This window comes from Pyrinomonadaceae bacterium, from assembly GCA_036277115.1.
Taxonomy (GTDB): domain Bacteria; phylum Acidobacteriota; class Blastocatellia; order Pyrinomonadales; family Pyrinomonadaceae; genus UBA11740.
This window is the reverse complement of the sequence record DASUNM010000027.1, coordinates 26,047-51,334: the sequence shown is the minus strand read 5'-3', so window position 1 is coordinate 51,334 and position 25,288 is coordinate 26,047. Positions and strand designations below refer to the sequence as shown.

At 55.9% G+C, this 25,288-nt stretch carries 33 protein-coding genes; 10 read left to right on the top strand and 23 right to left on the bottom strand.

Annotated features, from left to right (window positions below; translation table 11 throughout):
• The first annotated feature begins 112 nt into the window (after positions 1-112).
• Positions 113-1,483, top strand: a complete 1,371-nt coding sequence (locus VFX97_16450) for a pyridoxal-phosphate dependent enzyme (protein HEX5704792.1) — start codon at positions 113-115, stop codon at positions 1,481-1,483.
• A gap of 28 nt (positions 1,484-1,511) precedes the next feature.
• Here VFX97_16450 and VFX97_16445 read toward each other — a convergent pair whose 3' ends face one another.
• From VFX97_16445 to VFX97_16430, 4 genes are all read right to left on the bottom strand, one after another.
• Positions 1,512-1,985, bottom strand: coding sequence for a dihydrofolate reductase (locus VFX97_16445; GenBank protein ID HEX5704791.1), 474 nt, complete (start codon positions 1,983-1,985; stop codon positions 1,512-1,514).
• A gap of 492 nt (positions 1,986-2,477) precedes the next feature.
• Positions 2,478-3,377 carry a thymidylate synthase gene (locus VFX97_16440; GenBank protein HEX5704790.1) on the bottom strand — a complete coding sequence of 300 codons (900 nt, stop codon included), beginning with the start codon at positions 3,375-3,377 and terminating at the stop codon, positions 2,478-2,480.
• Positions 3,378-3,522: 145 nt separating this feature from the next.
• Positions 3,523-3,963: a RidA family protein gene (locus tag VFX97_16435; protein HEX5704789.1), complete on the bottom strand. Its 441-nt coding sequence runs from the start codon at positions 3,961-3,963 to the stop codon at positions 3,523-3,525.
• A gap of 36 nt (positions 3,964-3,999) precedes the next feature.
• Entirely contained in the window at positions 4,000-5,352 is a 1,353-nt protein-coding gene (locus VFX97_16430) for a cysteine desulfurase-like protein (GenBank protein ID HEX5704788.1), read from the bottom strand.
• Between the two features lie 571 nt (positions 5,353-5,923).
• Here VFX97_16430 and VFX97_16425 point away from each other — a divergent pair.
• The 3 genes from VFX97_16425 (at position 5,924) to VFX97_16415 (ending at position 8,662) form a co-directional block, all read left to right on the top strand.
• Complete coding sequence (locus VFX97_16425) at positions 5,924-6,355, top strand: CBS domain-containing protein (protein ID HEX5704787.1); 432 nt, start codon at positions 5,924-5,926, stop codon at positions 6,353-6,355.
• Between the two features lie 201 nt (positions 6,356-6,556).
• Complete coding sequence (locus tag VFX97_16420) at positions 6,557-6,970, top strand: hypothetical protein (GenBank protein HEX5704786.1); 414 nt, start codon at positions 6,557-6,559, stop codon at positions 6,968-6,970.
• Positions 6,971-6,976: 6 nt separating this feature from the next.
• A complete protein-coding gene (locus VFX97_16415) occupies positions 6,977-8,662 on the top strand; it encodes an AarF/UbiB family protein (protein HEX5704785.1) in 1,686 nt (561 codons plus the stop codon).
• A 27-nt stretch (positions 8,663-8,689) separates the two neighbouring features.
• Here VFX97_16415 and VFX97_16410 read toward each other — a convergent pair whose 3' ends face one another.
• From VFX97_16410 to VFX97_16385, 6 genes are all read right to left on the bottom strand, one after another.
• Entirely contained in the window at positions 8,690-8,872 is a 183-nt protein-coding gene (locus tag VFX97_16410; GenBank protein HEX5704784.1) for a hypothetical protein, read from the bottom strand.
• A 767-nt stretch (positions 8,873-9,639) separates the two neighbouring features.
• The gene (locus VFX97_16405) at positions 9,640-10,647 is read right to left on the bottom strand and encodes a hypothetical protein (GenBank protein ID HEX5704783.1); all 1,008 of its coding nucleotides are present in this window, start codon (positions 10,645-10,647) and stop codon (positions 9,640-9,642) included.
• A 115-nt stretch (positions 10,648-10,762) separates the two neighbouring features.
• On the bottom strand, positions 10,763-10,912 hold the full coding sequence (locus tag VFX97_16400) for a hypothetical protein (protein HEX5704782.1): 150 nt from the start codon (positions 10,910-10,912) through the stop codon (positions 10,763-10,765).
• A 30-nt stretch (positions 10,913-10,942) separates the two neighbouring features.
• Entirely contained in the window at positions 10,943-11,158 is a 216-nt protein-coding gene (locus VFX97_16395) for a hypothetical protein (GenBank protein ID HEX5704781.1), read from the bottom strand.
• A gap of 77 nt (positions 11,159-11,235) precedes the next feature.
• Positions 11,236-11,421, bottom strand: coding sequence for a hypothetical protein (locus tag VFX97_16390; protein HEX5704780.1), 186 nt, complete (start codon positions 11,419-11,421; stop codon positions 11,236-11,238).
• Positions 11,422-11,469: 48 nt separating this feature from the next.
• Positions 11,470-12,036: a hypothetical protein gene (locus VFX97_16385; GenBank protein HEX5704779.1), complete on the bottom strand. Its 567-nt coding sequence runs from the start codon at positions 12,034-12,036 to the stop codon at positions 11,470-11,472.
• A 194-nt stretch (positions 12,037-12,230) separates the two neighbouring features.
• Here VFX97_16385 and VFX97_16380 point away from each other — a divergent pair, with 194 nt between their 5' ends.
• On the top strand, positions 12,231-12,602 hold the full coding sequence (locus tag VFX97_16380; GenBank protein HEX5704778.1) for a phosphomannose isomerase type II C-terminal cupin domain: 372 nt from the start codon (positions 12,231-12,233) through the stop codon (positions 12,600-12,602).
• A 9-nt stretch (positions 12,603-12,611) separates the two neighbouring features.
• On the opposite strand, the gene VFX97_16375 is transcribed toward VFX97_16380, so the two are convergent.
• The 5 genes from VFX97_16375 to VFX97_16355 all read right to left on the bottom strand — a co-directional run bounded on the left by VFX97_16375 (position 12,612) and on the right by VFX97_16355 (position 15,007).
• Positions 12,612-12,839 (bottom strand): hypothetical protein, encoded by a 228-nt coding sequence (locus VFX97_16375; GenBank protein ID HEX5704777.1) that lies wholly within the window; start codon positions 12,837-12,839, stop codon positions 12,612-12,614.
• A 146-nt stretch (positions 12,840-12,985) separates the two neighbouring features.
• On the bottom strand, positions 12,986-13,309 hold the full coding sequence (locus tag VFX97_16370; GenBank protein HEX5704776.1) for a hypothetical protein: 324 nt from the start codon (positions 13,307-13,309) through the stop codon (positions 12,986-12,988).
• A 195-nt stretch (positions 13,310-13,504) separates the two neighbouring features.
• On the bottom strand, positions 13,505-14,221 hold the full coding sequence (locus VFX97_16365) for a Crp/Fnr family transcriptional regulator (GenBank protein HEX5704775.1): 717 nt from the start codon (positions 14,219-14,221) through the stop codon (positions 13,505-13,507).
• 231 nt (positions 14,222-14,452) lie between these two features.
• Entirely contained in the window at positions 14,453-14,752 is a 300-nt protein-coding gene (locus VFX97_16360) for an aldo/keto reductase (protein HEX5704774.1), read from the bottom strand.
• An 87-nt stretch (positions 14,753-14,839) separates the two neighbouring features.
• Entirely contained in the window at positions 14,840-15,007 is a 168-nt protein-coding gene (locus tag VFX97_16355) for a hypothetical protein (GenBank protein ID HEX5704773.1), read from the bottom strand.
• A gap of 872 nt (positions 15,008-15,879) precedes the next feature.
• Here VFX97_16355 and VFX97_16350 point away from each other — a divergent pair.
• A complete protein-coding gene (locus VFX97_16350) occupies positions 15,880-16,311 on the top strand; it encodes a response regulator (GenBank protein ID HEX5704772.1) in 432 nt (143 codons plus the stop codon).
• On the opposite strand, the gene VFX97_16345 is transcribed toward VFX97_16350, so the two are convergent.
• Positions 16,304-16,972: a class I SAM-dependent methyltransferase gene (locus VFX97_16345; protein HEX5704771.1), complete on the bottom strand. Its 669-nt coding sequence runs from the start codon at positions 16,970-16,972 to the stop codon at positions 16,304-16,306. The two genes, VFX97_16350 and VFX97_16345, sit on opposite strands and share 8 nt — an antisense overlap.
• Before the next feature lie 28 nt (positions 16,973-17,000).
• Here VFX97_16345 and VFX97_16340 point away from each other — a divergent pair, with 28 nt between their 5' ends.
• Together VFX97_16340 and VFX97_16335 are read left to right on the top strand one after the other, a co-directional pair.
• On the top strand, positions 17,001-17,255 hold the full coding sequence (locus tag VFX97_16340; GenBank protein ID HEX5704770.1) for a hypothetical protein: 255 nt from the start codon (positions 17,001-17,003) through the stop codon (positions 17,253-17,255).
• Between the two features lie 29 nt (positions 17,256-17,284).
• Positions 17,285-17,638 carry a VOC family protein gene (locus VFX97_16335; GenBank protein ID HEX5704769.1) on the top strand — a complete coding sequence of 118 codons (354 nt, stop codon included), beginning with the start codon at positions 17,285-17,287 and terminating at the stop codon, positions 17,636-17,638.
• A 275-nt stretch (positions 17,639-17,913) separates the two neighbouring features.
• Here VFX97_16335 and VFX97_16330 read toward each other — a convergent pair whose 3' ends face one another.
• The 7 genes from VFX97_16330 to VFX97_16300 all read right to left on the bottom strand — a co-directional run bounded on the left by VFX97_16330 (position 17,914) and on the right by VFX97_16300 (position 23,924).
• Positions 17,914-18,315 (bottom strand): nuclear transport factor 2 family protein, encoded by a 402-nt coding sequence (locus VFX97_16330; protein HEX5704768.1) that lies wholly within the window; start codon positions 18,313-18,315, stop codon positions 17,914-17,916.
• Positions 18,316-18,350: 35 nt separating this feature from the next.
• Positions 18,351-18,821 (bottom strand): hypothetical protein, encoded by a 471-nt coding sequence (locus tag VFX97_16325; GenBank protein ID HEX5704767.1) that lies wholly within the window; start codon positions 18,819-18,821, stop codon positions 18,351-18,353.
• A 249-nt stretch (positions 18,822-19,070) separates the two neighbouring features.
• Complete coding sequence (bamD, locus tag VFX97_16320; GenBank protein ID HEX5704766.1) at positions 19,071-20,603, bottom strand: outer membrane protein assembly factor BamD; 1,533 nt, start codon at positions 20,601-20,603, stop codon at positions 19,071-19,073.
• A gap of 71 nt (positions 20,604-20,674) precedes the next feature.
• Positions 20,675-21,358: a ribulose-phosphate 3-epimerase gene (rpe, locus tag VFX97_16315; protein ID HEX5704765.1), complete on the bottom strand. Its 684-nt coding sequence runs from the start codon at positions 21,356-21,358 to the stop codon at positions 20,675-20,677.
• 24 nt (positions 21,359-21,382) lie between these two features.
• Positions 21,383-22,039, bottom strand: a complete 657-nt coding sequence (locus VFX97_16310; protein ID HEX5704764.1) for a PASTA domain-containing protein — start codon at positions 22,037-22,039, stop codon at positions 21,383-21,385.
• A 143-nt stretch (positions 22,040-22,182) separates the two neighbouring features.
• On the bottom strand, positions 22,183-23,523 hold the full coding sequence (gene rsmB, locus VFX97_16305; protein ID HEX5704763.1) for a 16S rRNA (cytosine(967)-C(5))-methyltransferase RsmB: 1,341 nt from the start codon (positions 23,521-23,523) through the stop codon (positions 22,183-22,185).
• A gap of 8 nt (positions 23,524-23,531) precedes the next feature.
• Positions 23,532-23,924, bottom strand: a complete 393-nt coding sequence (locus VFX97_16300; GenBank protein ID HEX5704762.1) for a nuclear transport factor 2 family protein — start codon at positions 23,922-23,924, stop codon at positions 23,532-23,534.
• A 171-nt stretch (positions 23,925-24,095) separates the two neighbouring features.
• Between VFX97_16300 and VFX97_16295 the strand changes: the two genes are divergently transcribed.
• Together VFX97_16295 and VFX97_16290 are read left to right on the top strand one after the other, a co-directional pair.
• A complete protein-coding gene (locus VFX97_16295) occupies positions 24,096-24,566 on the top strand; it encodes a hypothetical protein (GenBank protein ID HEX5704761.1) in 471 nt (156 codons plus the stop codon).
• A gap of 166 nt (positions 24,567-24,732) precedes the next feature.
• Positions 24,733-25,116, top strand: a complete 384-nt coding sequence (locus VFX97_16290; protein HEX5704760.1) for a response regulator — start codon at positions 24,733-24,735, stop codon at positions 25,114-25,116.
• The last annotated feature ends 172 nt before the right edge of the window (positions 25,117-25,288 follow it).

Here is a 25,288-nt window from a genome sequence, read left to right as displayed (position 1 = left end):
CACAAAGGATTCACGGAGGCACAGGGAAAGACAAAGAACCCCGTTCCGGTTTGTCAAAACGCAGGCACTTCGCACAGAATGTCCTCTCCGTTCTCTTACTGCGTAAATCGACATGAAATACCATGACAGCGTGTTGAGCCTGATTGGCAACACGCCTTTAATTAAACTTAACCGGCTGAACCGCGGATTGAAGCCGCTGATCCTCGCCAAGATGGAGAATCTGAATCCCGGCTTCTCCGTCAAAGATCGCATCGGCATTTCGATGATCGATGCGGCCGAACGCGAAGGTAAGCTCAAACCGGGCGGCACCATCGTCGAGGCCACTTCCGGCAACACGGGCATCGGTTTGGCCATCGCTGCGTCCGTCAAAGGTTACAAATGCATCTTCGTGATGACGGACAAAGCGTCCGTTGAAAAGTCGCGTTACCTGAAAGCCCTCGGGGCTGACGTGGTGATTACCCCCGTCTCAGCCAAGCCCGGCACGCCGGATCACTACGTTTCGACCGCGCGCCGGATCGCCGCGGAAACACCGAACTCCTTCTATCCCGATCAGTATTCGCATCCGGCCAATCCGGAAGCGCACTATCGCACGACCGGTCCGGAACTTTGGGCGCAGACAGAAGGCAGGATTTCTCACTTCGTTTCCGGCATCGGAACCGGCGGAACAATTTCCGGCACCGGCCGATTCCTGAAAGAGATGAATTCGAACATCAGGATCATCGGCGCCGATCCGTTTGGATCGATCTACAAGACATACAAAGACACCGGCAAAGTTCCCGAGACGACACCTTACCTCGTCGAAGGCATCGGCCAGGAGGTCCTGCCGCCGAACGCGCACATGCAGTTCGTCGACGAGGTGATGAACATCAGCGATCACGACTCGTTCGAGACGGCGCGCCAGTTGAGTCGCATCGAAGGCATTTTCTGCGGCGGCTCGACCGGAACGAATTGCGCGGCCGCACTACGGGTGGCGAGAGACCTCGACGAGAATGCAGTCGTGGTGTTTGTGGTTTGCGACACGGGTGAGCATTACCTTTCGAAGTTCCATTCAGACGAATGGATGAAAGAGAAGCGACTGCTCGAGCCGCAGAAGATCACCGCGGGCTTGATCAATGAAACAAAAGGGAAGCAGGCGCCGCGTGAGTTGGTGAGCGTCGCACCGACCGATCTGGTCGCGGCGGCTTTGGCCAAGATGAACGAGATGGGTTTGACGCAGATTCCGGTGATGGAAGATGGAAAGTCTGTCGGGTCGCTGCGTGAAAATCACTTGCTGTCGAAAGTGTTCACTGACCGCGATCTGCTTGAGGCCCCGGTCAGCAAAATCATGGACAAGGGTTTTCCTACCGTTGACGTCGATGCTGATGTGAACGTAGTTTCCCGCAAGCTGCGCACGAACCCTGCGGTGTTAATTGAAGAGTATGGCCGGATAACCGGCATCATCACGCGCCATGACGTTTTGGAGATGAGCGAAAACGGGGAGTGAGGTGGCGCAGACTGAAGTCTGTGCCACGCTACCGTTCATAAAACTTCACTTTCAAACCTTCATCCAGCTGCCTCAGCTCGTACATTTCGAAACCTTCCAAAAAGTTCGGCGGCATGAAAGTGTCGGCGCCTTCAACTGACAAAGGAACTTCGGTGACGATCCAGCGGTCGATGTGCGGCAGGAACGCTTCATAAACTTTCGCGCCTCCCATCACAAATAAATGCTCGTCGCGACCACGCGCGAACTCCATCACGGAATCGACGTCACGCATTACCAGAACGGGATTTCCTGGGTTGAAGTTAGTCTCGCGACTCAGAACGATATTCGTTCGTTCCTTCAGCGGCCTCTTCAAGGTCTCCCAGGTCCGCCGTCCCATCACGACGGTGTTGCCAATCGTCGTGGCTTTGAAAAACTTCATGTCGGCAGAATAGTGCCAAGGCAGTTTTCCGCCTTTACCGATGGCGAGATTTCGATCTACTGCAACGATTCCGATTACGGACATGCTGGTTCCCGTCCCGCATCAGCGGGCGTCGATGATCTCCTGAATCGTGAGATTAATGTCTCGGGCGATCTGCCGAAGCAAGATTGGCGAGATATCTCGGCCTGCGTGAAAGGGGACTGTGGTACTGCACCATCGGGGTGGCGAAACTGTTTGTGCGAACCCTTCTGCCGCACTTCGACAAGTCCTAACTTCTGAAGCAGCGAAACGACTTTCCTCGGTTTCAGAACGGGTGGGCGGCTCATGTTACGCCACCTTTACAGTTTCAGTCCCTACGAATTCGGCTTCCAACTTCGGTTCTCCGTCAATGAGTAGGAGTTGAATGACTTCCTTCATGTTGTCGCGCAATTCTTCTAGCGTATCCGCCTGGCTATGAGCTCCTGGAACTCCGGGACGTAACCGACGTACAAACCGGTGTCAGCGCACTTCTCAACGATGTAATTAAAGCTCTTCATACCCGTTCACGATACCACTTACCAAAACGGCAGTCGATATTCAGACCGCCACCGGCGCGGCGATCTTCGCATGCGATTCGTACCCAACGAGGCTCAAATGTTCGTAGCGAAAATTAAGCAGACCTTCGAGGCTGCGCAGTTTCCCGGGCTCGTCATTTATGTCGAGCCGCGGTAGTGGTTTCGGTGTGCGTGAAAGCAATTCGTTAACTTGTTCGAGATGATTCTTGTAAATGTGATAGTCGCCCAGCGTGTAAATGAATTCGCCCACCTGCAGGTCGCAGACGTGCGCGACAAGATGAGTCAGCAACGCGTACGAGCTGATGTTGAATGGCACTCCGAGAAATGCATCGGCTGAACGTTGATAAAGTTGGCAGTGAAGAACAGGCCGATTTTCAGAAGCAGAGGCGGGCAGGATGCCCGCGCTCCCAGGCGCGTTCCCAGCCTCAATCTTGAATTGGAACAAAGTATGACAAGGGGGCAGGTCGACGTTGTCGCACTCGCGCGGGTCCCAACCGCTAACGATCAGGCGCCGCGAGTTCGGATTCGTTTCGATTTCATTTATCAAACGCTCAATCTGATCGACGCCGTCATGTTTCGGATAGTTTCCGCCAAAGGATCGCCAAAGATATCCATAGACCGGGCCGAGATCGCCGGCTTCACGGCCAAAGCGCCGCGTGTGTTCTTCATCCGCCCACTCTTTCCAAATGTCGACGCCGCGCGCGCGCAGGTTCGCTTCGTTCGTATCGCCCGACAAAAACCAAAACAATTCTTCCGCAACCCAGCGAAAGGGAACTCGCTTGGTGGTGACGATGGGAAAGCCTTCGCGCAAATCGAAGCGGGTTTGAAATCCGAAGTGCGAGATCGTGCCGACCCTAGTCCGATCCTGATGTTCGACGCCGCGGTCAAGAATAGAGCGGAGAATGTCGTGGTATTGCTTCATAAATGAGCGAAGAGCTAAGAGCCGCAACGTCAAGAACTGCGCCGATGGCTGTTCAATTTTTCATCGCTCGGTTAGCACGCCGGAGACGTGCATACCGACTTTTCTAGATCGGCAACAGCACGACCGAGCGTGTGTGCCCGCCGGGCTACTTAACCGTGGCCATGCACTCAATCTCCACACGCGCACCCAACGCTAAACCGGTAGTGCCAAACGTGCTGCGCGCGGGCATGCGCTCTTTGGGAAAGTAACTGACGTAGACCTCGCTCATGGCCGGCCGTTCGGCAATGTCCAGCAGCATGACGGTGCACTTCACCACGTGGTCCATCCCGGAACCGTTCCGCTCAAGGATGCCGCGGATGTTATCCATCACCTGTTTTGTTTCTGCTTTAACGCCTCCCGTGACCAATGCGCCGGAGGCATTCACGCCGAGCTGTCCTGAGAGATAGAGCATATTCCCAACGCGCACGACTTCAGAGAACGGTGATCCGGGCCGACCTTTGTATTCCGGTTTCGATTGCGCCCGGGTTTCGAAAGCGACCGCGCCGCAAAAACAAAGCGCGAGTAAGGCGATGCAGATTGGTTTCATGGTTCCTCCTTGGAACAGGCGTATGGGGTACAACTTTCAGATTGCTTTTAAGGTCGCGATGTCGCGAACTGCTTCGATCAGCCGCTCGATCTCTGCTTCGCTCGTGTAGCATGCGCAACCGACACGCACCAGACCTTCCGGCGCGAGACCTAATCGCTCAATCACCGTCTGCGCATAGAAGTCACCGTGCGAGGCGAACAGACCACGTTCGGAAAGGCGGCGCGCGACTTCCGTGGAAGCGACGTCCTTAACCGTGAACGAAACAGTTGGCGTGCGTTCGACGTGTGGCGGTGGGCCGTACATGCGAATTCCGTTTATGCTGGATAACCCTTCCCACAGTTTTAGAACTAGAGGTGTGCTGTGGGCGCGGAGACCGGCGAAGGATTGTTTTAAGGCTTCGCGTCGACTCCGGGCTGAATGATCGATCCGGTCGCTACCGCTCTCGGTACTGACACGAGATACCCGGTGGCTAGCGCTCCCGGTACTGACCTCATCGCTCCTGGGGCCGAGACTCAGCGACGCATAGAAATCGACAGCAGCGGCCGCGCCGGCGATTCCCTCGTGGCTCTGCGTTCCCATCTCCGCACGTTCGGGTGCGGTCTCCGGCGCAGGCTGCAACTTCGGGAAGTCGATCGACTCAAGCAGATCCTTTCTCCCGTAGAAGACGCTGACGTGCGGACCATAGAACTTGTAGGCCGAGCCTGTCAGGAAGTCGCAGTCCATTTCCTTAACGTCGCATAGAAAGTAAGGTGCGTAATGGACGGCATCAACCAATGCGAGCGCGCCGACTGAATGCGCCAGCTCAACCGCGCCGCGAAAATTGTTGACTGTGCCCAGCGCATTACAACCCGCGCCGAAGGCGACCATCTTCGTCTTTTTCGTGACCAGCCGCTCGAAATCATTCCAATCTAACTGGCCCGTTTCCGGATCCATTTGTGCGACCCTCAACGTGATGCCACGTTCAACCTCGAGCGCCTGCCATGGAGCAACGTTCGCGTGATGCTCCAGTTCAGTGATCACGATTTCGTCGCCCGGTCCCAGCGTTCGCCCCAGCGCGCGCGACAGGTGATAAATCATCGTCGTCGTGTTCGGGCCGAAGACAATCTCTTCGTTTGAAGCATTCAAGAAATCCGCGAACGTGTCTCGTGCTGACTGAATAATCGCGTCGGTCTCGTGACTCGTGGGATATTCCCAGTGCGTGTTCGCGTTGTGGTTCAGCAGGTAATCAGCGACCGCATCGACGACAACTTTCGGCGTCTGGGTTCCTCCCGGAGCGTCGAAGTACGCGACCGGGTATCCGTTGTGGGCGCGTTCGGTTGCGGGGAACAGTTTGCGAATTTCTTCGGTTGCCAGGATCGAAGCGGCAGGCGTCGCTACAGGTGTGCTCATCTTCTTTCGTTTACGAACGCCGGAGATGCTATCAGAAAGCTCCGGGAATTTCCCAACGTGCTTGGTAACTGGTACTGGTTCATATTCACCTTCCTATTCACACCGCGTCTTAGCCCGGTGTCGGCCAGCGGCCAAGCAAGGGAAACCGTTTAAATGGTTTCCCTACGCCACCCCAACGTGATCGCCGCGCTAAAGCGACGGCGAGAATGAAGAGGCTTTCTCAAACTGAACTAGTAGTTTCTCCTCCCGTGTGCCTCTACTTTGCGTGTCTTTGCGTCTTAGCACATGGGCGAACCGACCACTCTCGTACGTAAGGTCCTTTCACGCAAAGTCGCAAAGTCGCAAGATCGCAAAGGCGAAATTGGATACTGCTAACTACTTCTTAACTGTTAAGCCGTCGGCACTGCGTTTGCACAATGAACCCTCACAGCGAACGGTTTCAGCAAAACGCTCGATCCATGAGCCGTAAACCGAACGCGGGCGAGTGTAGAAGTGTACGCGAAACCAACAGAAGGACCGGCAGCCGGTCAAAATGCAAACAACGGAATCATGAACCAAAGGAGCATACAAAATGACATGCAGTGAAGTGATGACGAAGAACCCAAAGACCTGTGCACCGACCGACTTCGTAGAGAAGGCGGCGCAATTGATGAAGAGTGAAGACGTCGGTCCGATCCCGATTGTCGGCAGTGATGGCAAGCTCGAAGGGATCATTACCGACCGCGACATCGTTCTCAACGTGGTGGCTGAAGGTCAGGATCCAAAGACAACGAAGATCGCCGACGTGATGTCGACTGATTTGATCACGTGTACCGCTGAGGGCGACATCGAAGAGACGCTGGAATTGATGGAAGACAATCAGGTCAGACGCATTCCGGTCGTCGATGCGAGCGGTCGGCTGGTCGGAATTATCTCGCAGGCCGACATCGCCACGCGACTTGATGACTCCGAGAAGACAGCCGAGCTTGTTGAAGACATCTCGAAGGCGGCGGCTTCAAGCTAGCGAGCGAGAGGGCGCGAGCGGATTGGCCCCCTCCCCCTCTGGGAGAGGGCTGGGATGAGGGAGCAAAGCTTTAGCCCGGGAACGCGTAATGGTTAATAGTTTCCGCGCTGCGCGGCGGAGCCTCGCGGCGGGCAAAAGTATTGACGCGAAGGCTGTCAGCCCTTCACCCTAACCCTCTCCCAAAGGAAGAGGGGATAACAAATGCGCCGGATCAACCTCAGCGCGACCGCAATCGTTCTCGTCTGCTTTTTTCTGCCCTGGGTGCAAATGAGCTGTGGCGAGACCAGCGATACTCTGAGTGGATTTGATCTGGCGCGGAAGGATTCGACGCTCCTGTGGCTGATCCCGCTGCTGACCGCGGCGGTATTGGTCATAGGATTACTGCGGCGCGCCGGCGAGAGACAACAGCCATTCGCAATTGTGAGCGCGGTGACCGGCGCTATTACTCTGTTCCTGATGAATGATCAGCGCGCGAAGATTAGCGATGCCGCAGCTTTGATTCCGGCGCAATTGACAGGCTGGTTCTGGCTGGGAATCATCTCGGCCGGCGCGATGGTCGTCACCGGAATCGGAGTCCTTTTTCGAAGGCAGAGAACTGCTGACGACCGAACGTAGTCAAAAATGGCCTTAACACTTTCACTTAAACCGGAACATTTGAAGCGCTACAAAGATGTGGTCGCTCTCTTCATTAAGTACGGCCGGTCTGACCTGGTCAACCAGGCCAACATTCAGCCCGGAGCCGACGGCCAGCAAGACGCTTTAGCTGCCGGCGTCGCAAAAGCCGAAGAACTCGCCGACGATCTGGAAAAGCTTGGACCGACGTTCATCAAACTTGGCCAACTGATTTCCACGCGTGCCGACCTCTTGCCTGAGCAATATCTCGAAGCGCTGGCGCGATTGCAGGACAAGGTCGAACCATTTCCTTTCGAGCAGGTCCAGGAGATTGTTGAGAGGGAACTCGGGGGGCGCCTGTCAAAACTGTTTGCGAAGTTTGAGCCTGAGCCGCTGGCGGCGGCTTCGCTGGGACAAGTTCATCGTGCGTGGATGCGCGATGGACGCGAGGTAGTGGTCAAAGTTCAACGGCCGAACATTCGCGGAACGATCATTGAAGACCTGCAAGCGCTTCAAGAAGCGGCCGAGTTCATAGACAACCACTCTGACGTCGGCAAGCGTTACGAATTCAGCCTGATACTGTCAGAGTTTCGCCGCAGCCTGATGCGCGAACTGGATTTCAAACGCGAGGCTGACAACCTTCTAAAACTCCGGGAAAGCCTCAGCGAATATGAAAATATCGTAATTCCGGCGCCCGTCGAAGATTACACATCATCGCTCGTCCTGACGATGGATTTCATCCCGGGAAAGAAGATTACCGACGTCAGTCCGGTGCGCCTGGTTGAAATCGACGGCATGAAGTTGGCCGAGGACTTGTTCCGCGCGTACCTGAAACAGCTTCTGGTCGATGGTTTCTTTCACGCCGATCCACATCCGGGCAATGTGTTTCTCACCGATGACAACCGCATTGCGCTAATCGATTTAGGAATGGTGTCGCATCTGAGTGACGGGATGCGCGAGCAACTACTGCGGATGTTACTGGCCATCGCCGAAGGCCGCGGCGAGGAAGTCGCCGAAATCACCGTCAGACTTGGAGAAGCCAGGGAAAATTTTGACGAGACTGAATTCAAGCGACGGGTCTCTAGTTTGGTTATTCGCCATGCGAACGCGTCGCTCGACAAGATCGACGCCGGCCGAATCATCATGAAGATTATGCGAATCGGCGCCGATACGTGGTTCCGCTTCCCGCAGGAATACACGATGATCGCGAAGGCGATCCTGAATCTGGACCGCAGCGTCTACACCCTCGCGCCGGATTTCAATCCGAACGACGTCATCCGCGAAGAATCGGCGAACATCATGACGCGCCAGATGTACAGGAGTCTGGAGCCGGGCGTGCTGATGACGCGCATGGTTGAGCTGAAAGAGTTCGTCGAGCGTCTGCCGACACGGGTCAATAAAATCCTCGACGCGGTGGGCAACAACGAATTGAAGATCGGCGTCGATGCGATCGATGAGAAACTTTTAATTGAAGGACTGCAAAAGGTTGCGAATCGCATCACCTTGGGACTCATCCTGGCAGCCCTGATAGTTGGGGCCGCGTTGATGATGCGAGTTGAGTCTACCTTCAAAATTCTTGGTTATCCCGGCCTCCCGATGATCTTCTTCCTCGTCGCCGCCATGGGCGCACTCTTTCTGGCCGTCAATATTCTGTTCTACGACGTTAAGGCGAAGCCGCCACCGGATGATGAATGATTAACGGACCGGACCGAATCTTTCCGATTAAGGTGACGCTACCTTAAGTTCGTCCTGCAGTTTCGTGAACCTCTCAGCCGAGTACGAGTACCGCGTAGTATCCAACCGGCTCTCGAGAAACGTGTGGTAAATGCCGTCCTTGGGATTGGAGTAAATCTCTTTTGGGCCGCTAACCTGTCGTTCGAAATCCTGGTTTGCCGGAAGCCTCATCGATCCGGGCGTCGTTCTAGACGATGTATGCTGAACGAGTATTAGCAGAACCGTTCCTTCCACACGGGGTGGCAATTTCCGGGCAGCTATAAACTTCGGAGTAACAAAAAAGACAGTTACCGCACCTTCCGGAGACTCAAATTGCAGAGTGCCGTCTTTGGCGAGCCGATCCGCCGTAGGCGGTCCGAGGACCCGCTCAACGTCAGCGCGCTTTGATACTAAGGGCTCAAGACCTTTCCAAGTGGCCCCCTGCGCCTCTGACCCGAACATGAGCCCCGCAAAGGCTGCGGCCAAAACCAAAAGTACGCTTTGAACGCTTAAGACTTTTGTGTACTTCATGCCCACGATGCTAGCGCAAAAAAGCGTTTCCCGTAAATATGAAAGTCCGCGAAGCGGACGGGCAGCTGCGAAGCAGCGGATGTATTTAAGCCCAAGGTGAGGCTCTGCGAGCCTTGGGTTACGACGGTTACTAATTTGTAGGAGCCACGGAGCGGCGAAGTTGTCGTGGCGCCCGGCATTCGATCCTGTGGTGACTTTGAGTTAGGCGATCGGAAGGAGCGCCAGCAAGATTTCTCCTAAGAATGAACCTCTCAACGAGGCACTCGCGTTGGTTCCGACGCTGAACTCAAATCTCTTAACTCGGGAGATGTCGCCGCTTCGCGGGCTCCACTGATCTGTAACGGCAGTTTCCCAAGGTTCGCAAAAGCCTCGCCTTGGGCTTAGCTAAGACCGCTGCTACGCAGCTCGACGAGCTTCGCAGTTCTCTTTCATTTCGTCTTCAAAAGTTTGAGCAGCGCCTTTTCCGCCGGATGCAAACGCGGCGAGCGAAATGACCCGAGGTGCTCATGGCCCTTGAAGTAGTCGCTGATCGTCTTATCTTTTTCGAACGCTTCAATCACTGCCGGACAAATGTACGAGCTGCGACAGACGGCGGGCGTGTTGCCGAGGGCGCGCGCCGTTTCTTTGATCGCCGAAATGATCATTCGCTTCACCGAACGCTCATGCTCGGGATCCGCATTACGCCGGCGCGCCAAAGAGCACGCGCAGAGAAGCGTTCCCGACCAGGTGCGAAAATCTTTCGCGCTGAAGCTGTCGGTCATGATTTCACGGATGTAGGCGTTAAGGGTCTGGGCCCGCACATCCACCAACTGGCCCTCGCCATTTTGGTATTTGAAGACCCGACGGTTGGTCTGTTTCAGGAGTTGGCGCATTAGCCGCGCGACGTGGCGATCTTCGAATTGTGATTCGTGCATCACGCCGGATTTACCGCGAAAGCGGAACGTGATGATCGAACCCTTGACGCTGACATGGCGCGGTCGCAGCGTCGCTACGCCATAGCTGCCGTTCTCGCTTGCGTAGACTTCGCTACCGGGCCGAAGAAAGGCGGCGGAAAGAATGCGAACGATCCCGGCCAGCACACGCTCGCGCGGCAATCCCGGTTTGCGCAAATCGCGATTCACGGCCCGCCGCATCGCCGGCAGGTTTTCGCCAAACTTGATTAGTCGAATGAACTTTTTTTGTTCGCGCTGGCGGACGTGACTGTCGTGATAGAGATATTGCCAGCGGCCCGCCGCGTCTTTGCCTACGACTTGCACGCGTCCCGACGCGGCAGCATTGATGGCCACCTCGGTCCACGCCGGCGGAATTCGCAGCGCGCGAATGCGCGCCAGATCCTGCGATGTGACTTTCGCTCCGGCGCGCTGGTACCGAAACCCACGTGCGGGCGTTCCCATTCGATGTATTCCGGTCGCATGAATCCGCTCGATTGTGGTCATGAATTACGCGCAAGGTGCGGTTAAAGGCCACCGCGCAGACTGGAGCGCAACCGTCCCGGTTGCACTTCTGACTGAGGCGCAAGCGCGATGCTTGCGCTCCGGTCATTGATTCTCGCTAGCGAGCCGGAGTGGTCACGTTGATTTGCGTTCCCCCACGGTTGAAGAGTTTGCCGCCAAAGAAAAACAGCACGACGGCAACCAGGATTACGAAGATGACGAGCACGGCAACCACGCCGGCACTTGATCCACCACGTTCTGATGACATGAGCATTCCTCCTAGTTGAAGTTCCAGGGCCTAAAGCGTCTTTGCAGCTTCTTCCCGTTCTCGTTTGACGCGCTGTTCGTCCATCGCTAGCGCGATGTCTTTGTCCGAATCCTTGTGCGGCTTCGGGTTTCCGTGAGCGCCCGCAACCTGGCTGCTCGCCGGCATTTCCTCATATTGATTTCGCGTGCTGTCTTCCTTTTGTGCTGAAGACCTGACGCCACGTTTCTTCGAAAGTTGTTCACCCATTGTTTGTTCCTCACTCACGAATTGTTAAGTTAGTTCTACCGCGTAAGCTGATGCGCTTAAGTTGTGTTACTTACTCCTCACTGCTTCGCCGGGTCTTCATAATCGTTGCGCTCGCCGCGCCGCCGCTCGGGATGTTCCGCACGCTTCTGCTCGCCGAAGCGGATCGAGGCTTGTTCGCGTCGCGGGCTGCTGTTTGCGCGCATCGCCTGCGCCTTCTTGTCTTTACGTTGACCGTCTTTTTTTCGCCTTTCCTTTTCCGACATACTTGTCCTCCATTTTTGATTATCGGGACGAGCATTCCTTGCGCGTTCTTAACTGCTGTTTCTGCGGCGCACGCCAAACAGGCGTGCTGGATAAATTCCAAAGTTTTCGACCTCGACCTGATTACCTCCGGCGAACCGTACCCGCGCGGCGGGGATGAATGTCCCCTCGCCGCGACCATTGCGACCGATGATCAATTCGACGTAGCTGAATGGGTAGTCGGTCGAGCGGGCGCCGTAGCGCACCTCGTAAAGATTCACCCAGCGTTCGAACAGAATCATTAACTTGCGATCGCCGTTGGCGAGCGTTGTCTCAGTCACAAAGTTCAGTCGACGGCCAAGTTGTCCTCCTAACGAGAAGTAGCCGAGATCGCGGTCGTCGATTGCTTCAAGCAGAGCATCCTGCCGACCTTCAGCAAGAATAGCGACGTCGCGCGCGACTTCCGCATCCGGCGTGCGCCCTTTGAGCGTCAACGAGAATGTTCGCGTCGCGCTTCGGGAACGGCCGATGCCCACCATCGTGCCGGTGTAGGTTTCACTCGCCGCGCGCTGCGCGACGGCGTTCGCCATGAAGGTAAAAACCAGAGCACTGGCAAAAATTAAAGATCTTAATCGCATTTAACCCAGCCCTTTAGGCGTACCAGTTCGGTATCGTTAACTGTTGGTTAACCGAACGCAGGACGGCACGCGTCAGAAGATTTCTTGAACGCTTGAACGTTCAGGCTGTGAATAGCAAAGCTGATGCCGTGAAGGCTTTGTCTTGCGGTATGATGGCGGGCGAAGTGGCACCTTCGCAGATCCGGGAGCGCTGAATGGCGGAATCAGGATTAGACACGTCACCGAAATTCGATCGTCGTCCGTGGGGCACTTTTACCGTCCTTGACGAGGGCGAAAACTTCAAAGTAAAGCGCATCGAAGTTCTGCCGGGCAAGCGCCTCAGTTATCAGAAGCATGCGCAGCGCGCCGAGCATTGGTTTGTGGTGCAGGGAACTGCGAGAGTGACGCTCGACGATCGCGAGATCAATGTCTCGGCCGGCGAAGCGATCGACATCGCCGTCGGTTCAGCTCATCGGGTGGAGAATCCCGGCGCGGAGTTGCTAGTCTTTATTGAAGTCCAGCGGGGTTTCTATCTGGGCGAAGACGACATCGTCCGCTTGCAGGATGATTTTGGCCGTACGTCGTAGTCGTAAAGCCTAGGCACTCGCGGCCAGAGCGGTAGGGCTACTCACCTGCTGCTCGAACGAGTGGTAGTAGTGTCGCGCGAGGTACCCTGCTTTGTGATCGCAATGCGGGCACGTCACTATGTAGTTGGCGTCCAGGACGCCCTTGCCTTTCGTTAAATCTGAGAATAAAAAGATCGTCGACTTGCACTGCTCGCACGTGACGACGACATACCACGTCATCGGTTCGGGCGTAAACATGGGGGCACCACCTTTAGTCGGGCAACTAACGTTGGCTGGCCATACTCGGATTGGCGTCTGAGTCCTTGGGCTAAAACGGAATTTCTGAGTTTTTGCAGCCTAGGCGACCATTGTATGGGTGCTGTCTGTACGGGGACGGACGTAGTTCAAAGCGGGTCGGAATTTCCAGAAGCGTAGAGCAGATCGTCCAGCGCCTGAAAGTCAGGAAGGACTCTAATGTGGCCATCCACCCTTGGATGGTTAAGGTCGATGATGGCCACGACCGTGTCATTCAAGTCAGCGTGACCGCGGAGCAGGTTCAACAACTTGTCGAATGTGGGTAACTCCAGGTCGGTCAGGATTAACGCCGGCCGATTAACTTCGGCGAGTTGGATGGCCTGTTCGGCATCCGAGGCGTGCACGACGCGATGTCCGCGTTTGTCGAGCGCTGCGCTCATACTCGTGCTGATTTCAGCAACGTCCTCGACCACTAAAATGGTGTGTTTATGATTATTTTGATTGGTGATGAAGGGCCTCCTTGCTTCCGCTTGCTCGCAACGCAGCTGACGGCACAAGGAGGGGCTCTTTAAAGCAAGAGAGTCACCCGATGTCGAAAGTTGGTTCTAAAGATCAATTACTGCTACGAAACTCACCTTACGCTGATCTCCACAACTTGTAAACGTGACTCAACCGAGGCTGCCGGTTTCGCGGACGCCTAAAAGACGATCGTATTCGTCTTTCAAAGACTGATAGCATTCGCAGGCGAGCTTTTGCAGCGCGCCCACGTCAGAAATCCTGAGGTCGCCCCGCGCGTATTCAATGGCTCCCAATTCCTTCAAGGCCAACGCCGCCACCGTAACTCCCGCACGGCGCACGCCGAGCATCTGCGCCATGAATTCCTGTGTGAGAGTGAACCTATCCGACTGGGTCCGCTCGCGTACTTCCAGCAGCCAGCGAGCAAATCTTTGCTCCAGGGTGTGTAGACTAATGCACGCCACATTCTGCGAAATCTCAGCCATGTGGACTTGAGTGTATTTCAGTAACACCGCGCGCATTTCGGTGTTGCGGTTGAACTCTTCTTTCAGCGGCTCGGCGGCGATGGTGAGCGTGTCGCCGGATACCTGACAGATGTATTCGGTCTGCGTGGTTTCATGGCCTCCCATGAAGGCATTGAGGCCGGCGACGCCGCGATTCCCAATGGCGCCGGTCTCAATGGTGCGACCGTCGGCTGTCATGAGCGTGATGGAAACCATGCAGGTCAGCGGAAAGTGCAGCAAGCGGATTTCTTCGCCGGCGCGATGAAGGATTTCGCCGTGCGTCAAAGACACACGCGTCAAATCAGACTTAATACGCTCGTATACATCGCGGGGAAGCCGATCCAGCAGAAGGTTTCGCGGAGACATGGAATACTTGCGGCAGCGGTCTAAATTCGGGGTGAATTATAACGCCGTGATACCTATGGTCAAGAGAATTGCGGCGTTGCGCGATTAATAATCAGGAGGAAAAGATTCGTTTACACTTCCAGTTAATCTGAGATCCGCTTTCGCCGCCGCGTAGTGCCCTTGTCAAAGAGGTTTGACCGCGGGTTTTGAGCACATCGCTTAATCTCAGTGACTTCTTCATTGGCTGCGGGTTTAAGGAGGTATCCCTGAGCGCCCGATTCCAGGGCGGCTTGTCTTTCCGATTCTTGCGTAACGCCGGAAAAGAAAACAATCCGCGTTGCAGGTCAATTTGTCTGAGTCTTCGACAGAGTTCCAGCCCGCCCGAACCTTACCCTGCGCCATCAGATCTTTGATCGCTCCGGCGACGTCTTCGATAGGCACTTGCGGATCGACGCGATGTTGATAGAGAAGGTCTATGCAATCGGTCCGCAGCCGCTTGAGTGATCCATCAACGACCTGCTTTATGTGATCCGGTCGGTGAAGACTTGGCATCCGTCCGAGGCTGCTGTGCGTTGGAGCAGCCGAAAAAGCAGTTCGCTATCACTATCAGCACTAAGGCCCGCGATATCTTCATTCTGATCATCGACGCCGTCGCAGCAGTAGAAAGACTACAATTACGACAACCAGGAGGCTGATAATGCTGCCCGGCCAGATCCACCAGCCGCCGTTACTGCTGTAGCCTCCCACCATTACGCATGCCGTTTGAGTGGCCGCGAGGGCCAAAGCAATTATTGAAGTTAATCTCATTACCATCCTTGTCAGCGCGTGCCGGTTCGCTCGCGCAGGTCTAATTGGATTTTTCTGCACTCGAGACTTGGCAATGTGAATGCCAAGGGCCAACAGAGACTCCTGCGAGGGTGCGGCACCGTACATTCAGCCGCCGCTACGGTGAGAATTACCCCAGAAGATGACTTGCTGCGTTTGCGATCCGGGAGAGCGACAACTAGTTGGGGGGGGGCGGGGGCTCAATTGGCTCGTACGCGACTTTTAGGGGCGATGTGCATGGTAAGGATTAGCGCCGATTCGATTCAATACGGGGAATCCTCAATCGCATCCACTGCCGCAGGTAAAAGATCGTAACGACTGGATTTGACTCAAAAGTCAGAGAGTTAAGTCCTCTCATTCACACCGGGCTTCAGCCCGGTGATCTTTGGCAGGAGAGATACGTGAAACCGTTTTAACGGTTTCCACTTCTCAAGGAGCCGAGATCTTGATTAGGATCCAGTTTGCGTCTCCACCCGGAGAAACCGTTGAAACGGTTCGTTTATCTTAGCGGCTGTGGATCTCCGGGCTGAAGCCCGGTGTGAATGACAGGCCAAACCTTCAGACCGTAAACTTTCAGAGGTTTGAGGGAAAGCGGCTACGATTAATGACCCCCCTCCCCCCCTCCATTACTTTTTTGAAAGATTTTCGGGATGAGGCCGGTTGTGTTCGCCGACGTACAGACGACCGCCGGTGAAGGTTCGATAATTCGCGCGTCGATCCCGACAAAAAGGGGAAGAAGTGGGGCGGGTCCCAGATAGTCAGGGGATTTGGGGCTCGCTTCCACTTCGAACCTTACTAATACATTCGATCCTTACTCCCGATTTTTTTCGCCTTGTTTCTGTGAGGTCCTCTCAGTGTCACAAGTTACCCCCCAGCGTTCTTCTGACGCCGGCACCGCTCGCGCCCCCGTGCCGCTTACGCCAACCATTCTAATCGCTGAAGACAGCCACGATGGGCGAGAGATGATGCGGGTGCTTCTCGGTTTGAAAGGCTACAAAGTTCTTTCAGCTGAAAACGGCGTGCGCGCGCTTGAAGTTGCGTTGACCCATCGTCCGGATTTGATCCTGTTGGATCTGGAGTTGCCCAAACTCGACGGTTTTGGAGTTGTGAGAATTCTTCGCTCTCACCGCGAGTTTCGCGACACGCCGATTATTGTCGTGTCAGGCCATGACCCTGACGGGTTTCGACAGCCGGCAATCGATGCAGGTTGCAGCGACTATCTGCCGAAGCCGATTGATTTCGAACGCCTCGATACCATCCTGCAATCCACCGTGCCGCTTAACTAGCGCGGCAAATCTTGCGCGCGATGACGGCGATATGGCCGCGCGATGTAGGATCGTCAACTTCCCACAACTCAATTTCAAAACCAGATGCTGCGATTAGTTTGCGCGCGACTTCCGGAGCAAAGCCGCTATAGTAAAAAGTCTGATCGTACATCTCGGAAGTGAAGCCTTCGACTGAATCGTCTTCCGCCGGGGCCGACCCACCAACCGATAACAAGAGCCGGGCGCCGGTGCGCAGAGCATTCGCAAGCTTGCGATAGATCGCGGCGTGATGTTTTCGCCCGACATGAAACATTGAATCCCAGGCGACCGCTGCGTCGAACGTGTCAGTCAACTCGACGGTGACCATGTCGGCGTGGATCAATTCGGCTTCAGGAACCGTCTGCCGCGCGAACTTCAACATTTCGGAAGATTCATCGATGCCGGTGACAGTAAAGCCGCGCTCGATGATGTACTTCGCAACAGGGTCGCCGGTGCCGCAACCTAAATCGAGGATCTTCGCGCCCGTGGGCAAGTCTTCCAGTATCCGATCGACGTAGCTTAAGACGTGCTGGACGTAGCCGTGGGCGCGTTTGTTTGCGTGCCACTGATTGGCAATGAGGTCGTAAGGTTTAGGCGTCTGCATGCGGTCGTTGTAACTTAGACGTTCGCGATGAAGAGTAATAATAAAGGAAATCCAAGCGGAGATGACTATGAGTAAAGAAGGTAGACAGTGTCCTGAGTGTCAAACGGTTCTGAGCCTGGTCCTGCTTTCGGACCTCGTGGGTGGACGCAAGGCGGGTGGGCTTGAAGTAAACCTGCCCGCGGCGGGTGCGATTTTTGATTTCTTTGATTTCTGGGTCTGTCCGAAGTGCGGACGAACTTTGCTTTACGCTGACGATCGCGCCAGAGCTAAGGCTGGCGGAACAGAAAGCAAAAGGGGCGGCAGTCTGCTGGGACTTTCATAATCGACATCTGAGCGGGGAGATAATCAGTCATGATTGAAAACGCAATCGCGAGTCTCGCGGTAAAAGACCTGGCTTCGGCTGTGGCCTGGTATGAGGCACTCATCGGCCGGGTCGCGGATTCCAACCCGATGCCGGAAGTAGCGGAATGGAAGTTTCCGCGCGGCGGTTGGCTTCAGATTTATCAATTGCCCGAGCGAGCCGGATCCGGCTCCTGCACACTTGCGGTGAACGACATTGAAGAAATCGTAGCGCGCGTCCAGGACCTCGGCGTCGACGCATCTGAAAGAAGTTCAGGGACGCAGGTGAAAACTTTGATGATTGTCGATCCAGACGGAAATCATATCGCCTTCGCTGAGGCGCTGGACAGGAGTATGGCGCGGTAAGTCGAAGGATGAAGAATGAAAGATGAAGGATGAAGGGATTTCTGTCGCCGTTCAGCGGCTCGGTTTTGGCGCAAAAGACTTTACGGTCTGAAGTTTTCGTCTGTCAGTCACACCGGGCTTCAGCCCGGTCCAAGCCCGTTTCAACCTTTCTCCAGGTGCAGACGCAATTAGGATCTCCGGTCGTTGAGAAGTGGAAACCGTTAAAACGGTTTCACCGACCTTTCCCCTGTCAAAGATCACCGGGCTGAAGCCCGGTGTGAATGAGAGACTTGGATCTATTCTGCCACCGCCTCTTTAAACTGCGCGGTGTCGGTGTATTGCTGAAACTTCACGATCTTTCCCTCGCGAAACGTGAAGAAGTGTGCGAACTGCGCGCGCACCGTTTTGCCGGTCGGCTTGTACGTGCCGCTATAGTAGCCATGGCCGATTGCCATGTCGCCCGCATCGAGGACACCTGCTGGAGCAACTCCGAAGCCGTCCCATTCCATGGCGAGACGCATGAACACTCCCTGCAACACTGATTGAGGGCCGACGTAAGGATTGCCTTCGGCATAAATAAAGTTTTCCGCTTCCCACCATTCCACTTTCGGATCCAAACCCGCGAGCACCGTTGGAATATCGCCTGTGGCGAAAGCCGCATACATTGATTCGACAGTCTTCACGTTTTCTGCTGACACAATTTTTCTCCTTGTGATGTGTGGGCGCGAAACAGTCACGCGGGCGGAGCAAGTTGCCGCACCGTGCGCTGCCACGCGCTCTTGAATGGATAGCAGTAAAGCAAAACGATAACGGAAACGCCGGCGGCGCGCGCCATGTTCGACCAATCACCGGTGATGATAGTGATGATGAAACCCAGCAAACCGATTGCACCGCCAATCGACGCTACCTGGATGGTGGTGTTTTGCAGCGTCCGCAGCATTGCTGATACGCCTCGCACCGCGGCAATGTCCTGCAGACGCATGGCCGAGAAGCGAGTGCGCCTGAGGACAAATACGCCGAGGCCGCAAACGAGAATTACCAGCCATAAACCAAACGCGAGTTGCGGATTCGCCGGGCGATAGATGCGTTCGCCGGCGAGGTAGGCAATGGCCACCAGCACGATGTCCAACGCAAAAAAGAACAGGACGACGAGGGTCGCTGAGCGGTGCCGGCGCTCGAGTTCGCTTTGAATGTCCTCCGCCATTGGAGCGGAATGCTAACACAAGTAATGAGTGATGAGTGATGGGTGATGGACGGTACGCACGCGTCACGCGTGCTCCGCGCCGGAGACCGCGTACCGGTTGCAAACGCGCCCTAGGCGCCGAAGGTTTATAGAACGGCGCTCAACTGTTCCAACGCGAATCGAGGGAGACCGGAGTTCCGGTTTCCCTCGATTCAACAACTTAGTTTGCTTAACGCTGCTATAAACATTGGGCCGCTACGCGGCCATGCTTTACGGCTTCGGGCTGGGCGCAGGTGTTTGCGTCGTGCGCGGCCGTTCAGAAACGGTCGGGGCCGGAGTGGTCCTTTGAATGACCGGCTGCACGTTCTCAGGCAGCTCGCCGTTGTTGCTGATGGCTTTGTCGATTAAGTCCGTGCCTTCTCCGTCACGGGTGATCAGAATGCCATCACGACTGGTGGTGACGCCGGCGCTGCCGCTGATCTGCTGGATCAGATTCGCCATAAAGCCCGGCTTCTCGCACGGCGGCAGATCCTTCTTAATGGGATCCGGATCGGGAATCGGCGCGCCGATGATCTCCAATTGCTCCTTCGCTTTTTCCACGTACTCGCTGTTCGGATAATCCCGGACGATCTGCTGGTAAAGCTTCGCGGCTTCGTCCGGCTCTTCTTCTTCCAGGAACGTGGTGCCATAGCGGAACAACACCTCGTCCATCAGACAGAAGTTCGGAAACTTCTCGACGATCTCTTTTAAGCGATCCTGCGCGCCCTTCAGACCGCCTTTTTTGTGGCTGTAACGCGAGTCGTAGTAGAACCGCGCCACCTGCAAATTGTGCATCGCGAGATTGTCCTGCACCTGACGCAGACGTAATTCCGCCTGCTGCCGAAGATCGGTCTGCGGATATCTTTGGAGCAGCGCTTTCAGACGTTGTTCGGCTTTGCGTGCGTGGCTGATGTCGCGATCCGACAAGCCCATCTGACGCATCTCTGTCTCGGCAACCTTCAGCAGGGCGTCGTCGGCCAGTTGGTCGGTGGGGAAATAGGTGCGCCAGTCTTCGTAAGCCTGTCCGGCCTGAATCAAAGCGGACGTGGTGCCCTCGATATAGAAAGAATCGGCAATGGCCAGTTTAGCCAGCGCCAGATATCGCGAGTCCGGATAGGTATTGATGATGGTGGTGAACAGCAACCGGCCGGTTTCATGGCGACCGCCGCGGACTTCTTTGGCGGCTTCGATGAACAGCACGCGATCACGTCCGGGCGCGACCGTGCCGGTCAGCTCGTCATACTTGTCGTTCTTTTTTCCCGGGAGCAGCCCAAAGAGGCGCCGGTTGCTCTTCTGTTTCGGACGGTAGTTCGCGGTCTCGCCAGTGCGCGCGCTCGCCGTTGATTGCAATCCCGACTCGACGCGCGTGTTCAATTCCGTGGTGGAAGTTTCCAGGCTACCGATTTGCGTCGAGTCGTACTTCTCGGCCTTCTCCTCTTTCCCAATGAGATCGTTGACTTCACTTAGGATGGAACCGACTTCCTTATCCAAACCCCGTAGTCGCTCGCGCGGGTCGTCGGCGTTCTTTTCTTTGTCGGCCTTGTCGCCAGAGTTCATGGCGGCGATTGCCGACGAAAGGGAACGGCGCATGGCCTCGAGCTTCGACTTCATCACCGTGAGCCGCTGATAGTTGGAAGCGCTGTTTTGGCCCTGGGCGTAGGCCGCGACCGGGTGCAACACGGGGACTACAGACAAGGCGGCGATGAGCAGGAGTGACGAAAAGACTTTCATCGAACTCCGGCCGCGATTAAAAACAAAAGACATTGGGAAACCTCCAAAACAAAACGGGTCATTTTAGACTGACTTGCGGGCGTTGGCTAATCGCTGACGACTCGCTAAACCCAGAGCACCGTCGCCTCACGCAATTCCCGAAGGGCGACGCCGGGATCCTCTGCGGAGAAAATTGCCGATCCTGAGACGATGATTTCAGCTCCGGCAGCGGCCACTTCCGCGATGTTATCGCGGTCAATGCCGCCGTCGATTTCGATCCGCGTGTGCAAGCCTCGCTCGTCGATCATACCGCGCAAACGCCGCAATTTATCCAGCGATTCCGGAATAAACTTTTGTCCGCCAAACCCCGGGTTAACTGACATCAACAGCACGTAATCCGCGAATTTGAGGACTTCTTCCACCGCCGCAAGCGATGTTGCCGGGTTGATTGCGATGCCGGCCTGTCCGCCCGCAGCCCGAATGGCCGAAAGTGTCCGGTGCGCGTGCGGGTCGGCTTCAATATGGACTGACACCATTTGCGCGCCGGCGGCAACGAACTGTTCGGCGTACTGACCCGGCTCGACAATCATCAGATGCGCGTCCAGGGGCAGCCGGGTTGCACGGGAAATGGCTTTTACCACCGGTAAACCGATGGTGATGTTGGGCACAAACCGGCCGTCCATCACGTCCACGTGCAGCAGCGAGGCGCCGGCGCGCTCGACTGCCTGGATTTCTTCCGCCAGCCGGGCAAAATCCGCCGACAGGATTGAAGGAGCGATTTCGACCATCGATGTGTGACGCGAAGTCATAAGTTACGCGTGCGCGAAGTTGAGTTACTGACCCGGCGTTGGCGCCGCGACGGGACGGCGGTTTGCGTTTGAGTTGCGCGGCGGCCGGGGCGTGTTTCCGCTATTCGTGTTGCTCCCCGTGTTTGCCGGGGTCGCCGTGCGGATCGCGTTTGCGTTCGGCGTCACGCGATTCGCGTTGCCGTTACGGTTCCGGTTCGCGCCGGCGTTCGCATTGACGTTGTCGTTCGCGTTCTTATTTGCCGGTTTCCGCCGTGGCGTTGGTGTCGCCGTGGCTGATGAGTTCGTGTTCTTGTTCTCGTTCGTATTCTCGGTTGATGTGTTTGCGTTCGCATTAGCCGGCGTGGCTGACTCGCCGTTTGCCGTCGGGCGACTTATGTCCACCGCGACCGTCTGACCAACTTTCACGACTTCGCCCGCGTAGGGCAGCTGGACAAGAACGGTGTCAGGTTTTGCTTCGGAGGTGGCGCGCCGGGCCCGCACGCGAAAGTTCAAGCCGGCATCGCTGATGGTGGCTTCCGCTGATTTTTCGTCTTTACCAATTACATTCGGGACGCGCGTCTCAGAACTGCGCAGAGACAGATAGATCGCACCCGCCAAGCCGAACGAGAATGCGACGGCGATGCCGATCACTATCACGATTCGCTTTAGGATTAAGAGGATTTGCCGAACGGTTGGAGCCATCAATGTTGCCAAAGCCCGAAGCCGGATGAAGCGCGAAGTCTAACATGTACCGCAGCAGCAAGGATAGCGTTAGAGTACCGACTTTAGTCGGCTCCTTTTCATCACGCGAAATGCCCGACTAAAGTCGGTCCTTCTGACCAAGTTCAACCGACCCTTTCATAAGCTGTAATAAAGAACCCGTCACAGCCTTGCCGATGCGGCCATAACCGCAACGGAAAGGATGAAGGATGAGGGATGAAGGATGAAAATGCCGCGCTCAAATCGATTCGCCTGAAGTCCGGATTTGCTGATGCAAAGTGATCGACGACTTGCTCATTCTCTTCAGGTTCAACGGAACAGGTTGAGTACACCAAGCGGCCACCCGGGCGGACGACAGCGGTCGCACACGCGAGCATCTGTTTCTGTTGGTCCGCAAGCTCGCTAATGTGGTCAGGCTTGAGCCGGTATCGAATCTCGGGATTCCGCCGCAGCGTCCCGGTGCCGGCACATGGCGCATCGAGCAGAACGCGATCAAACGATTCGTCGGGAAGGGAAAGCGGCTTCGTCGCATCGTGAACCAACATGTGAATGCGCGCTTCCTGTTTGGCGGCGAGCCGCCGCATCGTTTCGACGCGGTGCGGATGAATTTCGCCGGCGACGATCGTTGCAGACGGCGCGAGAGCCGCAATGTGCGTTGCTTTGCTTCCGGGTGCAGCCGTCAAATCGAGCACGCGCTGATTCCGGCCGACATCAAGCAGATGTGCGAGTAACTGCGAGGCTTCATCCTGCAAATAGATGAGCCCCTCGTTGGCCAATTCCCGGACGACATGCGAGGCGCCCATGACACGCCACGCATCAGGGGCAATTTGGGATGCGATGACCTCGGCGCCAGCGTCTCGTAAGGTTTGCCGGACTCGCTCGGCTGCGCCTTCGTCCCGCGCGGCTTTTGCGGTGAAGCGAACCGCCGTTGGCGCGGCTTGATTATTCGCGCGCGCGAACGCTGCTGCTTCATCAAACCCGAACGCCTGGACCCAGCGCTCAATCAGCCACGACGGATGCGAAGTCGCGATCGATAGCTTCTCGAGAGGATCGGAAAGCGCGGTGACCGGATCGTAGTCAGGCTCGCGCGTGGCGCGGCGTAATACGGCGTTAACGAATCCCGCGGCTGATTTCACGCGCGACGCCCGCACGAAATTCACTGATTCGTTCACGGCCGCAGAGGCGGGCACGCGCGTCAGAAATCGAAGCTGATACAGACCGATCTCAAGCGCCAGACGCACAGCCGGATCCAACTTCTGGATCTTGCGCTCGCCAAAGTGTTCGATGGTTTTGTCCAGCCACAGCTTTCGCCGCAGGACCCCCAGGACCAATTCATGACACAGCGCGCGATCGTCTTCGCGCATGCTCGAATCCAGCGCCGCCAGCAGCACTGACGCGTACGCGAATTCCGTTTCGACTCTGCGCAGAATTTCAAGCGCCGAGCGGCGTGCGGGTGCAACGGTCATCACTTAGATTAAGGATTGATTGGGCAGGCCTGCAGGGCGCACAGCTTCCATTCGCCGTCGCGTTTTGAATAGACGTTGAGAATTTTGTATTGGCCCGACAACTCGCGCCCATGATAAATCCAGTTCGTGGTATCACGCGCCGTCAGTGTCGCAGTCGGGCCGAACACCCGCACGCTGATTTGATCGCGATGAATGTGTTTGACGGTCAGATTACCCCCCACGCAGTCCGCGATGAACTGAGCTTTGTCATCCCCTTCGAGCGGGTAACTGAACACAAAATCATCAGCCATAAGCCGATCGAGAGTGGCGCCGTCGCGGTTCGATAAAGCCTTTATCCACTCTTCGTTCATGTGCCGCAAAAGCTGCTCAGTCTCGAAAGTCTTTTCTGGTGGTGTGTTCACAGATGCTGCTTCTACGACAGATCGGGCAGCGAGTCAACTGCATTCGAATACCGTATTCTTTTTGCGCTTGGTGTCGTCTAAACCGACACGATATGGGATGAAAACAAGGCTGTTATAGCTCCAAGGGCTCTGGCATGTTCATTGCGGTGCATACCCGGTGGAGGGTCAACGATGATGAAGACAAATTATTTCAAACGTACTTTAGGTGGCTTAATCCTGGGACTGTTTTTCGCGGGCATGTTTGTAATGTCGAGTGGGACCGCTCAGGCACAGCAGAACGATGACTGGTGGAATCGCAATCGCCGCGATAATCGGGTCGAACAGAATCGTGATCGACGCGATGATCGGCGGGGTCGTCGATGGGATCGCAACCGGCGCGACGGCAGATTCAGCGATGGCTATCCGGATCTGGGCGGGTCATTTGATCTGCGGCAGACGGCTTTGAACGCGGGCTTCGCGGACGGCGCGAAGGAAGGCCGCAAGGATCGCAACAATCGCGAACGCTTCGACTTCCGTGACGAAAGCAATTTTCAGAAGGCGACGCGTGACTACAGCTCAAGGCTCGGCGATCGTGGTCTGTACCAACGATATTACCGTGAGGCATTTGAGAACGGGTATGATGACGGCTATGCCGGCTACTAATTAACCATTAGATCCTAACCCCAGCAGGAAAGCGTGAGTGAGGCTAAGCTTCGCTCACGCTTTTTTTATGCCCTGCCTCCGTTGCGAAAACCGCGGAAGCGCGACCCAAATCGCACTTTACTAGACGTACAAGAGAGAAGGATGGAGCCAGGTTTCAGGCGTTACTATGTCCAGGATCTTAGTAATTGAAGATGATGATGTCGCGCGCGAGTTGATGCGGATGGCGCTGGAAGCGCGCGGCCACGAGGTTTCGGTGGCTGATAATGGCGTTGCTGGTTACGACGCCGCCCTCTTCACGCGCCCCGAGCTGATAGTCACCGACATCCAGATGCCAGGCGCAGACGGCGTTCACGTTGTGCGCCGCGTGCGCGACACTCCCACGCTTGAGCAGACGCCAATCCTGGTGACGACCGCGTTCGGGACCGGCACCGCCACCTTCGCACTTCAGCTGGGCGCGAACGCCTACGAGCCAAAGCCACTCAATCCCCAAAGCTTCCTTGCCACGGTCGAACGGCTGCTCAAGTCTCAGAACACAAAGAAGGCGGCTTAGCCCCAAGCGGCATTTCGCCCCAACTTTACAACTCTTTACAAACAATCAAGCCAACCCGGGCGTAAACTCGCTCATCAATGCAACCGGTTCATCACGGCGGCGGGAATCGTTTTCATACACCGAACTTCCACTTCATTTTCGGGGAACCTTTGGCGCACTCATTTCGTGTAAT

Excerpts from the sequence above, each read along its gene's own strand:
- VFX97_16450 (HEX5704792.1), top strand. The coding sequence starts at position 113 with ATGAAATACCATGACAGCGTGTTGAGCCTGATTGGCAACACGCCTTTA.
- VFX97_16445 (HEX5704791.1), bottom strand. The coding sequence starts at position 1,985 with ATGTCCGTAATCGGAATCGTTGCAGTAGATCGAAATCTCGCCATCGGT.
- VFX97_16440 (HEX5704790.1), bottom strand. The coding sequence starts at position 3,377 with ATGAAGCAATACCACGACATTCTCCGCTCTATTCTTGACCGCGGCGTC.
- VFX97_16435 (HEX5704789.1), bottom strand. The coding sequence starts at position 3,963 with ATGAAACCAATCTGCATCGCCTTACTCGCGCTTTGTTTTTGCGGCGCG.
- VFX97_16430 (HEX5704788.1), bottom strand. The coding sequence starts at position 5,352 with ATGAGCACACCTGTAGCGACGCCTGCCGCTTCGATCCTGGCAACCGAA.
- VFX97_16425 (HEX5704787.1), top strand. The coding sequence starts at position 5,924 with ATGACATGCAGTGAAGTGATGACGAAGAACCCAAAGACCTGTGCACCG.
- VFX97_16420 (HEX5704786.1), top strand. The coding sequence starts at position 6,557 with ATGCGCCGGATCAACCTCAGCGCGACCGCAATCGTTCTCGTCTGCTTT.
- VFX97_16415 (HEX5704785.1), top strand. The coding sequence starts at position 6,977 with ATGGCCTTAACACTTTCACTTAAACCGGAACATTTGAAGCGCTACAAA.
- VFX97_16410 (HEX5704784.1), bottom strand. The coding sequence starts at position 8,872 with ATGAGGCTTCCGGCAAACCAGGATTTCGAACGACAGGTTAGCGGCCCA.
- VFX97_16405 (HEX5704783.1), bottom strand. The coding sequence starts at position 10,647 with ATGACCACAATCGAGCGGATTCATGCGACCGGAATACATCGAATGGGA.
- VFX97_16400 (HEX5704782.1), bottom strand. The coding sequence starts at position 10,912 with ATGTCATCAGAACGTGGTGGATCAAGTGCCGGCGTGGTTGCCGTGCTC.
- VFX97_16395 (HEX5704781.1), bottom strand. The coding sequence starts at position 11,158 with ATGGGTGAACAACTTTCGAAGAAACGTGGCGTCAGGTCTTCAGCACAA.
- VFX97_16390 (HEX5704780.1), bottom strand. The coding sequence starts at position 11,421 with ATGTCGGAAAAGGAAAGGCGAAAAAAAGACGGTCAACGTAAAGACAAG.
- VFX97_16385 (HEX5704779.1), bottom strand. The coding sequence starts at position 12,036 with ATGCGATTAAGATCTTTAATTTTTGCCAGTGCTCTGGTTTTTACCTTC.
- VFX97_16380 (HEX5704778.1), top strand. The coding sequence starts at position 12,231 with ATGGCGGAATCAGGATTAGACACGTCACCGAAATTCGATCGTCGTCCG.
- VFX97_16375 (HEX5704777.1), bottom strand. The coding sequence starts at position 12,839 with ATGTTTACGCCCGAACCGATGACGTGGTATGTCGTCGTCACGTGCGAG.
- VFX97_16365 (HEX5704775.1), bottom strand. The coding sequence starts at position 14,221 with ATGTCTCCGCGAAACCTTCTGCTGGATCGGCTTCCCCGCGATGTATAC.
- VFX97_16360 (HEX5704774.1), bottom strand. The coding sequence starts at position 14,752 with ATGCCAAGTCTTCACCGACCGGATCACATAAAGCAGGTCGTTGATGGA.
- VFX97_16355 (HEX5704773.1), bottom strand. The coding sequence starts at position 15,007 with ATGAGATTAACTTCAATAATTGCTTTGGCCCTCGCGGCCACTCAAACG.
- VFX97_16340 (HEX5704770.1), top strand. The coding sequence starts at position 17,001 with ATGAGTAAAGAAGGTAGACAGTGTCCTGAGTGTCAAACGGTTCTGAGC.
- VFX97_16335 (HEX5704769.1), top strand. The coding sequence starts at position 17,285 with ATGATTGAAAACGCAATCGCGAGTCTCGCGGTAAAAGACCTGGCTTCG.
- VFX97_16325 (HEX5704767.1), bottom strand. The coding sequence starts at position 18,821 with ATGGCGGAGGACATTCAAAGCGAACTCGAGCGCCGGCACCGCTCAGCG.
- bamD (HEX5704766.1), bottom strand. The coding sequence starts at position 20,603 with ATGTCTTTTGTTTTTAATCGCGGCCGGAGTTCGATGAAAGTCTTTTCG.
- rpe (HEX5704765.1), bottom strand. The coding sequence starts at position 21,358 with ATGACTTCGCGTCACACATCGATGGTCGAAATCGCTCCTTCAATCCTG.
- VFX97_16310 (HEX5704764.1), bottom strand. The coding sequence starts at position 22,039 with ATGGCTCCAACCGTTCGGCAAATCCTCTTAATCCTAAAGCGAATCGTG.
- rsmB (HEX5704763.1), bottom strand. The coding sequence starts at position 23,523 with ATGACCGTTGCACCCGCACGCCGCTCGGCGCTTGAAATTCTGCGCAGA.
- VFX97_16295 (HEX5704761.1), top strand. The coding sequence starts at position 24,096 with ATGATGAAGACAAATTATTTCAAACGTACTTTAGGTGGCTTAATCCTG.
- VFX97_16290 (HEX5704760.1), top strand. The coding sequence starts at position 24,733 with ATGTCCAGGATCTTAGTAATTGAAGATGATGATGTCGCGCGCGAGTTG.